This window comes from Modestobacter sp. SYSU DS0875, assembly GCF_054050915.1.
The window spans coordinates 1-11,796 of sequence record NZ_JBJHAH010000050.1 but is presented as its reverse complement, the minus strand read 5'-3'; the positions used below and the strand labels follow the sequence as shown (position 1 = coordinate 11,796).

12 protein-coding genes are annotated in these 11,796 nt (G+C 73.5%); 4 read left to right on the top strand and 8 right to left on the bottom strand.

What is annotated here, in order from left to right:
* Positions 1–63: 63 nt before the first annotated feature.
* The 7 genes from ACI79Y_RS19360 to ACI79Y_RS19330 form a co-directional block, all read right to left on the bottom strand.
* Positions 64–1,725, bottom strand: a complete 1,662-nt coding sequence (locus tag ACI79Y_RS19360; protein WP_457160058.1) for a catalase — start codon at positions 1,723–1,725, stop codon at positions 64–66.
* The gene (locus ACI79Y_RS19355) at positions 1,722–2,192 is read right to left on the bottom strand and encodes a Fur family transcriptional regulator (RefSeq protein ID WP_457160057.1); all 471 of its coding nucleotides are present in this window, start codon (positions 2,190–2,192) and stop codon (positions 1,722–1,724) included. The genes ACI79Y_RS19360 and ACI79Y_RS19355 overlap by 4 nt, the downstream gene beginning before the upstream one ends.
* A gap of 173 nt (positions 2,193–2,365) precedes the next feature.
* Entirely contained in the window at positions 2,366–3,019 is a 654-nt protein-coding gene (locus ACI79Y_RS19350; RefSeq protein ID WP_457160056.1) for a DUF6518 family protein, read from the bottom strand.
* A 96-nt stretch (positions 3,020–3,115) separates the two neighbouring features.
* A complete protein-coding gene (gene ligD, locus ACI79Y_RS19345; protein WP_457160055.1) occupies positions 3,116–4,033 on the bottom strand; it encodes a non-homologous end-joining DNA ligase in 918 nt (305 codons plus the stop codon).
* A 73-nt stretch (positions 4,034–4,106) separates the two neighbouring features.
* Positions 4,107–5,591, bottom strand: coding sequence for a non-homologous end-joining DNA ligase (gene ligD / locus ACI79Y_RS19340; RefSeq protein WP_457160054.1), 1,485 nt, complete (start codon positions 5,589–5,591; stop codon positions 4,107–4,109).
* Positions 5,592–5,602: 11 nt separating this feature from the next.
* Positions 5,603–6,616: a non-homologous end joining protein Ku gene (ku, locus tag ACI79Y_RS19335; RefSeq protein WP_457160053.1), complete on the bottom strand. Its 1,014-nt coding sequence runs from the start codon at positions 6,614–6,616 to the stop codon at positions 5,603–5,605.
* 178 nt (positions 6,617–6,794) lie between these two features.
* A complete protein-coding gene (locus ACI79Y_RS19330) occupies positions 6,795–7,385 on the bottom strand; it encodes a DUF1360 domain-containing protein (RefSeq protein ID WP_457160052.1) in 591 nt (196 codons plus the stop codon).
* 182 nt (positions 7,386–7,567) lie between these two features.
* On the opposite strand from ACI79Y_RS19330, the gene ACI79Y_RS19325 reads away from it, so the two are divergent.
* Positions 7,568–8,086 (top strand): hypothetical protein, encoded by a 519-nt coding sequence (locus tag ACI79Y_RS19325; protein ID WP_457160051.1) that lies wholly within the window; start codon positions 7,568–7,570, stop codon positions 8,084–8,086.
* 264 nt (positions 8,087–8,350) lie between these two features.
* Positions 8,351–8,740 (top strand): STAS domain-containing protein, encoded by a 390-nt coding sequence (locus tag ACI79Y_RS19320; protein ID WP_457076290.1) that lies wholly within the window; start codon positions 8,351–8,353, stop codon positions 8,738–8,740.
* A 126-nt stretch (positions 8,741–8,866) separates the two neighbouring features.
* Here ACI79Y_RS19320 and ACI79Y_RS19315 read toward each other — a convergent pair whose 3' ends face one another.
* Positions 8,867–9,877 (bottom strand): DNA topoisomerase IB, encoded by a 1,011-nt coding sequence (locus ACI79Y_RS19315; protein WP_457160050.1) that lies wholly within the window; start codon positions 9,875–9,877, stop codon positions 8,867–8,869.
* Positions 9,878–10,161: 284 nt separating this feature from the next.
* On the opposite strand from ACI79Y_RS19315, the gene ACI79Y_RS19310 reads away from it, so the two are divergent.
* The gene (locus ACI79Y_RS19310; RefSeq protein WP_457160049.1) at positions 10,162–10,695 is read left to right on the top strand and encodes an ATP-binding protein; all 534 of its coding nucleotides are present in this window, start codon (positions 10,162–10,164) and stop codon (positions 10,693–10,695) included.
* Entirely contained in the window at positions 10,692–11,675 is a 984-nt protein-coding gene (locus ACI79Y_RS19305) for an RNA polymerase sigma factor SigF (protein ID WP_457160048.1), read from the top strand. Before ACI79Y_RS19310 ends, ACI79Y_RS19305 begins: the two co-directional genes overlap by 4 nt.
* The last annotated feature ends 121 nt before the right edge of the window (positions 11,676–11,796 follow it).

Genomic DNA, 11,796 nt, shown 5'->3' with positions numbered 1-11,796 from the left:
ACGGGCCGCGACCGGTGATCCGGTCGCGGCCCGCCGTGGTGATGCGGAGTGGTCAGCTCACCGTCAGGCGAGCACGACCCGCTCGTTGGGCACCGTGTGCGTCATCTTCAGGCCGGTGACGTCGCGCGGCCCGTTCTTGCCGAGGTTGGCAGCACGCTGCAGCTCCTCGTCGGACAGGGTCTGGGTCTGCAGCGGCTCCAGGCCACGGACGTCGTCCGCGGTGATGCCGAGGCCCTGACCGACCCGCTGACCGAGCTCGTCGTCGCACATGAAGAAGTGCCACACCATGCGCTCCTGGACCTCGCGCACCGCCTGCCCGATGTTGGCGACCAGGTTGGCGACCAGGTCGTCCTTCTCCCACTGCTCCATCAGCTGGTAGCGCTGACCGGCCTGGGTGTAGTCGTTGGTGCGCGGGATCCGCTTGCGGGTGAGCCGGCCGGTGATGACCGGGCCCTGCTCGTCGTGCGTGGGGTACTCGGCCTCACGCAGGCCGCCGGTGATCGACGGCTCGTAGTTGACGTGCGGGTTCTGGCCGGGGCCGAGGTCGACCCCGAACGACATCTGCCCACCGCGCTGGTTGGTCTGCACCACGGCGTTCTTGGCCGAGTTGACCGGCAGCTGCAGGTAGTTCGGCCCGACCCGGTAGCGCTGGGTGTCGGAGTAGGAGAACGTGCGGCCGATCAGCATCTTGTCGTCGGAGAAGTCCAGCCCGTCGACCAGCACGCCGGTGCCGAACGCGCTCTGCTCGTTCTCGTTGTGGTGGTCGGTGACGTTGCGGTTCAGCGTCATCGTGCCGACCAGCTTGGGCTCGAACTCGTTCTCCGGCCAGACCTTGGTGTCGTCCAGCGGGTCGAAGTCCAGCTCGGGGTGCTCGTCGTCGCTCATGATCTGGACGTAGAGGTCCCACTGCGGGTAGTCACCCCGCTCGATGGCCTCGTAGAGGTCCTTGGAGGCGTGGCCCAGGTCCTGGCCCTGGATCACCGCGGCGTCGGCCTCGGTGAGGCTCTTGACGCCCTGCTTGGGGAGCCAGTGGTACTTGACCAGCACGGTCTCGCCCTGGGCGTTGACCCACTTGTAGGTGTTCACGCCGAAGCCCTGCATGTGCCGGTAGTCGGCCGGGATGCCGCGCGGGCTGAACAGGTTGACGAGCATGTGCATGGCCTCGGGGGTCTGCGACATGAAGTCGAAGATCCGGGCGGACTCCTGCCGGAAGGTGATCGGGTCCGGCTTGAGGGAGTGGATGACGTCGGGGAACTTGATGGCGTCGCGGATGAAGAACACCGCGAGGTTGTTGCCGACGAGGTCCCAGTTGCCGTCCTCGGTGTACATCTTCACCGCGAAGCCGCGCGGGTCACGCGCCGCCTCGGAGGAGTCCCGGCCGCCGATGACGGTGGAGAAGCGGATCGCCAGGTCGGTCTTCTTGCCCGGGGTGTTGAACAGCTTCGCCCGGGTGTAGCGCTCGATCGGCTCGTCGCCCCACTTGCCGGTGGCCTCGAACTCGCCGTAGGCCACGAAGCCACGGGCGTGCACGACGCGCTCCGGGATGCGCTCCCGGTCGAAGTGGCTGATCTTCTCGAGGAACTGGTAGTTCTCCAGGGTGGCCGGGCCACGTGCGCCCACCGTCCGCTGGTTCTGGTTGTCGTAGACCGGGTGACCCTGACGGTTGGTCAGGATCGGCCGGTCGGCCTCGCTGGCCGCCGGGCCCTGCGATGCGACGTCGGTCATGCTCCCACTCCCCTTCGGATTGCTGTGCCTGTTGCTGATCCGTGCTCCCTGCGCGCGGCCTGGCAGCCGGCGCAGATGCCCCAGAAGACGACCTCGGCCTCGTCGACGGCGAACCCCGCCGTCTGCGACGGGGTCAGACACGGCGCCTGTCCCACCACGCAGTCGACGTCGGCGACCGCACCGCACTCCCGGCAGACCAGGTGGTGGTGGTTGTCCCCGACCCGCAGCTCGTAGAGCGCCGGCGCACCGGCGGGCTCGATGCGGCGGGCGAGGCCTCCCCCGACCAGCGCCTTGAGCACCCCGTAGACCGCCTGCGGCGAGATCGAGGGGTGCGCGGCGCGGGCGGCGGTGACGATCGTGTCGGCGTCGACGTGCGGGTGGTCGGCGAGGACGTCGAGCACGGAGAGCCGGGGGCGGGTGACCCGCAGCCCTGCTCTCCGCAGCTCGTCTTCCCAGGCCGTCTCCATCGCCGTCGACTCAACCCTGTTTTCTTGAGTCAGTCAAGACAAGACCGGGTGAACGCGGTGCGTCGCCCCCGCGAGGGCGACCCGAACACCCGGTTCGATGGTGCGCCGGGTCGAGCGGACCGGCGACCCGGGACGGCGTGTCGGCACGCCCCCGGTCGCGCAGGAGCCGGCGGTCAGGCCGCCGCGAGGAGCGCGTTCACCAGCTCGGTGCCGGCCCAACCGGCCGGGACGACGACGGCGAGCAGCCCGAGCACCGCCAGCCGCTGCCGCGCGGTGCGGGCCAGCAACGCGACCACCAGCCCCGCGGCGACCATGACCCAGCCCGACGCCCCCTGCCACGGGAAGTGCACCTGCCGGTACACCCCCTCCTGCACCAGCACCCCGGCCAGCAGCGTCACCCCGGCCACCGCCCGGCGCGGTCCGCAGGACCGCCACCACCAGCCCGCCGTCCCGAAGACCAGCCCGGCCGCCACGCCGGCGACCAGCCAGACGACGACGGTGACCGGCCGAACCGGCAGCAGCTGCACCGCCTGGGCCGCGTAGTAGCCGCCGACCAGCAGCAGCTCGGTGGCGACGGCCGCGGTCACCGCCCCGCGCCACCGGCGAGCCAGCGCCCCCACGGCGAAGGCGGGCAGGCACCAGGCGGCCACCGAGTTCGCCCACGCCGCCCACGGGTCACCGAGCGCGCCCTGGGCCCACTCGGTGGCCACACCGCCGCCGGCACCCAGCACGAGCACCAGCAGCGGCAGCCACCAGCGGGCGGGGCCGGCGGTCACCTGCGTGGCGGGGGTGGCCGGTGGCGGGCCGGCCGGGAGCACGGTGGTCATGGCGTCCAGCCTGGTCGTCCGGGCTCCGCGGCACATCGGTCCGCGGGCTGATCCCGCGTCCTCCTCCGGGACGACCGCCCCGCGCCGGGAGGAGGGTCAGACCAGGGGCAGCCCGGCGCGCCGTCGGCCGGCGACGTCGAAGAGGTCGCCGAGCTCCTCGACCCGGGCCAGCACGTCGGCGGTGCGGAACACCAGAGTGGCCGGGTCGGCACCGTCCCGGACGGCGTCCAGCTCCTCCCAGGCCAGCGGCGTGGAGACCGTCGCCCGGGGCCGTGCGCGCAGCGAGTAGGGCGCGACCGTGGTCTTGGCGGTGTTGTTCTGGCTCCAGTCGACCAGCACCTTGCCCGGCCGCAGGGCCTTCTCCATCCGCCACACCACCTGCTCGGGCGTCTCCCGGGTGAGCTGCTGCGCCAGCCGCTTGGCGTAGCAGCTGGGGTGCTCCCTGTCCGCGGCGGTGATCGGCGCGTACACCTGCAGCCCCTTGGAGCCGGAGGTCTTCACCACCGGGTCGAGCCCGTCGGCGACCAGCACCTCCCGCAGCCGGTGTGCCACGTGCGCGCACTCGGCGACGCCGGTGCCCGGCCCGGGGTCCAGGTCGAGCACCAGCAGGTCGGGCAGCTGCGCGCCGCCGTCGTCGTCGACCCGCCACTGCGGCACGTGCACCTCCAGCGCCGCCAGGTTGGCCGACCAGGCGAGGTCGGGCACGGCGGAGAGCAGCACCATGTCCAGCGTCTCCCGGCCGCGCGAGGACCCGGGCGAGGGCACCGCCACCGACTCCACCCACTCCGGGGCGTGCCGCGCGCTGTTCTTCTCGAAGAACGCCTGGCCGTCGACCCCGGAGGGCCAGCGGGTGAAGGTCACCGGGCGGCGGGCCACGTGCGGCAGCAGCACCGGGGCGATCCGCACGTAGTAGTCGATGACCTGCGCCTTGGTGAAGCCGACCTCCGGGAACAGCACCTTGTCCAGGTTGCTGACCTCCAGCTGGCGGCCCTCGATCTGCACCCGCTGCCTCACGCGATCTCCTCGCCGGCGCTCGTCGAACGCCTTCGGCGAGCCGCCCTGCTCATCGGTTCGCTCGCGAGCTCGCTCACGGCTCCACCACGACGTCCTCCGGCCGGACGTCGTCGCGCAGCCCTCGCCACGACGGGTGCCGCAACCGGCCCTCCCGGGTCCACTCCCCGAACCGGACCTCCCCCACGAGCTCGGGCTCGACCCAGTGGGCGTCCCGGGTGACCTCCCGGGGCAGCGCCGGGGCACCCGGGGGCGTGGCGAACGGCGAGGTGCTGCGCGGGGTGAGCAGCGGCGCGAGGTCGGCCAGCGCCTTCGCGGTGAACCCGGTGCCCACGTGCCCGGCGAACACCAGCCGGCCGGCGTCGTCGTGCACCCCCAGCAGCAGCGAGCCGATGCCGCCGGCCCGCCGGCCCTCCCCCGGCCGCCAGCCGCCGACGACGACCGCCTGGGTGCGCAGGTTCTTCACCTTGCGCCAGTCCGGGCCGCGCCCGCCGGGCCGGTACGGGGAGTCCAGCCGCTTGGCGACGACGCCCTCCAGCCCGTTGTCCCGGCTGGCCGCCTGGATGGCCGGGCCGTTCCCGCGGAACCAGGGCGTGGTCACCCACCGGTCGTTGCCCAGCGCCAGGGCGTCCAGTCGTTCGCGTCGCTCGGTCCAGGGCCGGTCGAGCAGGCTCTCGCCGTCCCAGGCCAGCAGGTCGAACACCAGGTAGCTCACCGGTGCCGCGGCGGCCAGCCGGGCCACCTCGGGTCCGGTGCGGTGCATGCGCCCCTGCAGCCGGCCGAAGTCCGGTCGGCCGCGGGGGTCCAGCGCGACGACCTCACCGTCGAGGACGGCGTCGTGCCCGGACAACGCCGTCGGCAGCGGGGCGAGCTCGGGGTAGGTCGCGGTCGCGTCGTTGCCGCTGCGCGCCCGCAGCCGCAGCACGCCGCCGCGCACGTGCGCCAGCACCCGGACACCGTCCCACTTGAACTCGTAGCCCCACCGGTCGTCCGACGCGGGGGGCAGCTCCCCGAGCGCGGCGAGCATCGGCGGGAGGTCCTCGGGCACGCTGGCGGCGACCGGCGCCGCCGGCACCGGGTCGGGGTCGAGCCTGCGCAGGTTCCAGCTGCCGTCGGGCAGCCGGAACAGCACGTAGCGGCCGGTCAGCCGTCCGCCGTCGAAGGCGACGGTGACGTGGTCGTCGGTCCACTTCTCGGTCGCGTACCGGCCGGCGTCCCAGATGGTCGAGACCCCGCCGCCGTACTCGCCGGCCGGGATGGTGCCGGAGAACGTGGCGTACTCCAGCGGGTGGTCCTCGGTGGGGACGGCGAGCCGGTTGACCCCCGGTTCGGTCGGCGGGCCCTTGGGCACCGCCCAGCTCTTCAACACCCCACCGCGCTCCAGCCGCAGGTCCCAGTGCACCCGCTCACCGGTACGGCCGCGGGCCGTGTGGTGCTCGTGGACGACGAAGACGTCGTCGTCACCCCGGGGCAGCGGCTGTCCGGCCGGCGGGACCGGCTCGGCGGTGCGAGCCGGATCGCGCTTGGCGCGGTAAGTGGCAAGCGGGTCGGAGGCGGACACGAGGGATCGGGTCAGGCGGTCCTGCGCGCCCGGGAGGTGCGCTTGGCCGGCTTGTCGTCGGCATCGGCGGACTGCGCGGCCGTCTTCTTCGCCGGGCTGGCCTTCTTGGCGGCGGCCTTCTTCGCCGGCGCCTTCTCCGCGGGGGCGGCCTTCTTGGCCGGGGCCTTGCGCGCGGTGGTCTTCCGCGCCGGGGGCGCCTCGTCGGTGGCCGCATCGCCGTCGGCGGCGTCGTCCTGCGCCGCGGGCGCCGCGCCCCCCGCCCGCTCGACGCTGCGCCGCAGCGCGCTCATCAGGTCGACCACGGCACCGCCGCCGTCGTCGGCCACGTCCGGGGCGGGCTGCACCTGGCCACCGGACTGCTTGGCCTCCAGCAGTGCCTGCATCGCCTCGCGGTAGTCGTCGGTGAACTGCGTCGGGTCGAAGTCGCCGGCCATCGTGGAGATCAGCGACTCGGCCATCGCCAGCTCCTGCGGGCGGACGGCGACGTCCTCGTCGAGGAAGCCGAAGTCCGGCCGGCGGATCTCGTCGGGCCAGCGCATGGTGTGCAGCACCAGCACGCCCTCCCGCACCCGCAGCGCGGCCAGCGACTCCCGCTGGCGGATCGCGATCTTGGTGATCGCCACCTGGCCGGCGTTCTCCAGCGCGGTGCGCAGCAGTACGTACGGCCGCGTCGCGACGCCGTCGGGCTCCAGGTAGTAGGTCTTCTCGAAGTGGACCGGGTCGATCTGCTCCTGGTCGACGAACTGCAGGACCTCGATCTCCCGGGTGGTCACCAGGGGCAGCTCGTCGAAGTCGGCATCGGTCAGCACGACCAGCTGGCCGTCGGGCAGCTCGTAGCCCTTGGCGATGTCGCCGTACTCGACCTCCTCGCCGTCGACCGCGCACACCCGGCGGTACTTCACCCGACCACCGTCGGTCTTGTGCACCTGGTGGAACCGGATGTCGTGGTCCTCGGTGGCCGAGTAGAGCTTGACCCCGATGCTGACCAGCCCGAAGGAGATGGCGCCCCGCCAGATCGACCGCACGAGTGACCTCCCGCCCCGGGCCGGCGACGCCGGCATCTCGACAAGATCGAAGGATAGGCAGGTCGGCGCCCCCGCGGCAGCGCGAGACGGTCACCCAGCGCAGTCGACCACCCGGGAGGGTGACCCGCCGGTCCTGGCACCGCGTGCCTCGTCCGAGCACGCTGGGTGACCGGTCGGGTCAGACGGCCTGACCGGTCACGTCCTCCGGGGGCGGGTCCCCGCCGGGCCGCAGCGCACCGTTCTGGATCGCGTCGTAGACGAACTGGAGCACGTCGGAGCCGGCGACCATCGTCATCGTCAGCGCGGCCAGCCGGGTGGCCCGGGGCGCGGCCACGTACCCGAGCACGAAGCCGGTGCCGACCCACTGGGCCATGCAGAACGGGCAGGTGAGCAGCTCGCCGACGGCGTGCTTGACCCCGCCGTGCTCGCGCACCTCCTCGGCGACCTCCGCCTCGCCCGAGGTGCCCTGGTAGCTGACGAAGGGGGCGCGGACGGGTGCGGTCACCGGGTCCTTGGCGATCCGCCGGGCCAGCCGGAACGTGCCGATGGTCAGCAGGGCGGCGTCACCGAGCGGGATCCGGGAGGGCAGTTCCCGGCCCGAGGCGCGGATCGCGGCGGCCGCCGCGCCGACCAGCCCGGCGTAGACGCCCATGGCACCCAGGTCCGCACCGAGCGGCCGCGCCTCTCCCTGCGTGTACTCCTGCTTCTGGGTGCGCGCCCAGCGCCGGAACGGTGCGCCCATGCGCTGCACGTCGTCGGTGATCGCCATGCCGCCCCTGCTACCCGCCGGCCACGACCACCATGCCCCGCCCGGGCGGGAGCCGGGTCACGCATGCCGCCGGGGAGCGCGGGTAGGGGCTGCGCACGACGCCGGTCACCCGACCGGTCCCCCCGTCCAGCCGGACGGACGAGCGCGCCCGCCCCCGAGGCGCGCAGAACGGAGGCACCACCATGACCGACCCGGACCGCGCCGCCCGCGACTCCGCCCTCAACGACGCCGAGTTCCCCGACGACGAGCGCGGTCTCACCGGCACCGAGGACGGCTCGCGCGGTGACGTCGGCCCCGAGGGGCAGACCGCCCGCGACGTCTTCCCCGCGGACAACGGGATCCCGGAGATCTCCCAGGACGACAGCCCGACGATGGCGCGCGCCGAGGACCCGGAGTTCGCCCCCGAGCCCGGCGACCGCCAGCACCAGGACGTGGACTTCGGGACGACGGCGCGCGAGCAGTCCGAGGGCGAGTCGCTGTCCGGCCGGCTGGACCGCGAGATCCCCGAGGACGCCGCGGACGTCCGCCCCGCCGAGGACCCCGACCGCGCCTACGCCCAGTTGGACCAGGACGAGGACACCGACCGGCTCAGCGACTCCGGCACGAACCGCACCGGCGACGACGTCGAGGCGTTCGCCGACGCCCCGGTCGGCGGCGAGGGCCCGGAGGAGAGCGCCGTCCACGTCGTCGAGAACACCTGATCGAGGTCCCTCCGGGGCCGCGGTGCGGGTGACGCCGCGGCCCCTTTCGGGTGCGCGCGACCAGTTGGATTGGTGCGCCGATCATGGCGCGACTAGGTTGGGCGCCGCGGTTGAGCAGCCAGCCGTCACCTGCCCGGGCCGTCCGGACCAGGTGTCCGGAAGACCCGGTGCCACGGGGTGTGAGGGGCCGGAGGGCGTACGCCAGTACGCTGTCCAGGCGTCCGCGCGCCCAGCGCGCACCGCCCCTGAGAGGAGCTGCAGTCCGTGACCTCATCCGACTCACCCGCCGAAGGCACGTCGGCCGCGGCTGACACGAACGAAGCCCCCTTCGACGACGTGATCACGCTGTCGACGTCCACCGACGACGACGGCACCGTCACCGTGACGGTCATCGGCGAGGTGGACACCTTCACCGCCCCGGTGCTGCGGGCCTCGCTCGACACCCAGCTGGAGCAGCAGCCCACCGCGCTGGTCATCGACCTCTGCGGCGTCCAGTTCCTCGGCTCGGCCGGCCTGGCCGTGCTCGTGGAGACGCAGAAGTCGGCCCGCTCGCGCGACGTCGGCCTGCGCCTGGTGGCCAACACCCGCGCGGTCACCCGCCCGCTGGAGGTCACCGGTCTGATCGACCTGTTCACCATCGCCGAGAAGGCCTGAAGAAGGCCTCCTCTCCTCCCCGCCTCTCGCAAGCTCGCGACGGGCCCCTGGAGAGGGGCCGCAGACACGACGTCGACGGCGCCGCACCTCCGGGTGGGGCGCCGTCGCTGCGTCCGGGCCCGTGGTTCAGGCGCTGAGCAGGCTGCAGACCGCGGCCTCCAGCGTGCGCTGCGCCGTCCGGTCGTCCGGGGCCTCCGCCGCCGCCGCGAGCGCCTCGGCGATCGTCTCCCCGTGCTCGTAGCGGTCGACCACCCGCGGGTCGACGTAGCTGGCCTTCGCCACCGTGGGGGTGTTGCCCAGCTGCTCGGAGACGCGCACGTAGGCCTCCCGCACCGCCTTCTTCCGCGCCGTCCGGCTCGTCGGCGCCGGCTGCTCGGCCAGTGCGGCGGCCATCATGACCGTCGCCGTCCAGGTGCGGAAGTCCTTCGCGGTGATCTCCGCCCCGCTGATCTCCTTGAGGTAGGCGTTCACCTCGTCGCTGGTGACGTCGTGCCAGCTGCCGTCGGCGAGCCAGTAGCCGAGCAGCTCCTCGCCGGTCTCGGCCGGGCGCTCCAGCAGCTGCCGGACCACCGTCGCGGTGGGCTGATCGGTCAGCTCGATCTCCCGCTCGATGCCGCCCTTGGCAGTGTAGGAGAAGAAGGTGCGCTCGCCGCGCACCCGCACGTGCTCGCGGCGCAGCGTGGCCAGGCCGTAGGTGCCGTTGTCCTCCGCGTACTGCTCGCTGCCCACGCGGAACGCGCCGAGGTCGAGCAGCCGCACCGCGGTGGCGAGCACCCGGTCCCGGCTCAGCCCGCGCTTCCGCAGGGCGGCCACCACCTCGTCGCGGACGTCGGGCAGCTGGGAGGAGATCTCCAGCACCCGCTCGTGCTTGGCGGCGTCGCGGCGGGCCCGCCACTCGTCGTGGTAGCGGTACTGCCGGCGGCCGGCCGCGTCGGTGCCCACCGCCTGGATGTGACCGTTGGGCCAGGGGCAGATCCAGACGTCCTTCCAGGCCGGGGGGATCGCCAGGCCCCGCACCCGGTCCAGCCGTGCGTCGTCCTTGATCAGGGCACCGGTCTCGTCCCGGTAGGAGAACCCCCGCCCGGCGCGGCGCCGGGTCCAGCCCGGGGCGTGCACGTCGCTGCGGCGGAGTCTCACGGCTGGGAGATGGTCGGCGGAGGACCGTTCCAAACACAGCGCGTCGCCGGCCCACTCACCCCGGTGACGACCGTGCTCGGCGCCGTGTTTGGCGGAGGGCCCCGTTGGGCACCACCGCCAGGCGGTCCGACTACCGTCGGGTCAGCGGGCCGTGCCCGCGCACGCACCCGCGGGGCGACCGCTCGTCGCTCGCGCGTCGGCAACGGTGCCGCACCCGGGTGCACCGGATGGACCGCCGCGCTCCCGCCCGGGAACGCGGGGACGACGAAGGAGCAGACGAACGCATGGTCGACACGACGGGCGCCGCCCCCACGGGTGAGCGGCGGGCCGAACGGTTGGAACTGCGGGTGCCGACCTCCCCGACGCAGCTTCCTGCGGTACGCGCGATGACCGGGGACCTGGCGATGCGCATGGACTTCGACCTGGACGCCGTGGAGGACCTGCGGCTGGCCGTCGACGAGGCGTGCGCCACGCTCGCCGCCATCGCGCTCGGCGACTCCCCGCTGACGGTGGTCTTCGAGGCCACCCGCGAGCACCTGCGCATCGACGCCTGGGTGCCGACGGCGGCCGGGGTCGACGTGCCGCGCGACGGCTTCGGCTGGGCGGTCCTGGCCACGCTGGTCGACACCGTCGAGGCAGGCCCCCGCGACCAGGCCACGGTCCCCGCCGGCGACGGGTCACCCGACCCGGTCGCCTGCATCGCGATGGTCAAGCGGCTGCGTCGGTACAGCATGGCGGCCGGGGCCGCGGACGCGTTCCCCGACGAGGTCCTGGCCGACGCAGGTCCCACCGACCACGACGTCTCGGTCGCACGGTGACCCGGTCGGCTGCCACGGACCAGCCGGCCACCGATGACGTCCTCGACGCCGGTGCCCCGGCCCGTCCCCGCCCCCCGGCCGACGACGCTGCGGCGAGCGGCAGCGAGGTGACCACCGACGCCATCGACGTCCCCGGCGCCGGCACCGGCACCGAGCCTGCGGCGAGCGCGCCGGAGAGTGACGAGGCGGAGCCCGCCGCGGACCCGGTGCCGATCTCGGACAACCGCAAGCGGGCCGAGCGGACCGCTCCGCTGTTCGCCGAGTTGGCCGGTCTGGAGAAGGACGACCCGCGCCGCGAGCGGTTGCGGGAGATCCTGGTCGAGGAGCACCTCCCCCTGGTCCGGCACTTCGCCCGCCGGTTCAGCAACCGGGGCGAGCCGTTCGACGACCTGCTGCAGGTCGGCACCCTCGGGTTGATCGCGGCGATCGACCGCTTCGACCCCAGCCGGGGCGTGGAGTTCCTCTCCTTCGCGGTGCCGACCATCACCGGTGAGATCAAGCGGCACTTCCGCGACCAGGGCTGGTCGGTGCGGGTGCCGCGGCGGCTGCAGGAGCTGCACCTGTCGCTCAACGCGGCGGTCAGCGAGCTGTCCCAGAAGAACGGGCACGCACCGACCCCGTCCGAGCTGGCCGAGCACCTGGGCATCCCACGGGCCGAGGTCCTCGAGGGCCTGGCGGTGGCCAACGCCTACCGCAGCAGCTCGCTGGACGAGCGGCTCTCCGGTGAGGAGGACTCCCCCACCCTGGCCGCGACGCTGGGCGAGGAGGACGCCGCGCTGGAGGGTGTCGAGTACCGCGAGTCGCTGCAGCCGCTGTTGGCCACCATCCCGGCCCGCGAACGCCGGATCCTGATCCTGCGGTTCTTCGGCAACATGACCCAGTCGCAGATCGCCGCGGACATCGGCATCTCGCAGATGCACGTCTCCCGACTGCTGTCCCAGACGCTGGCCAAGCTCCGCGAGGGCCTGCTCAAGGACTGAGCAGCGTCTCGGATCACGCCGCGGGAGCGGCGGGGGCCCCCGGGGGGGGGGGGGGGGCCCCCCCCCCCCCGGGGCCCCGGCCGGGGACCGGGGGCGCGGGTAAATCGGGGTTTAATTAAAT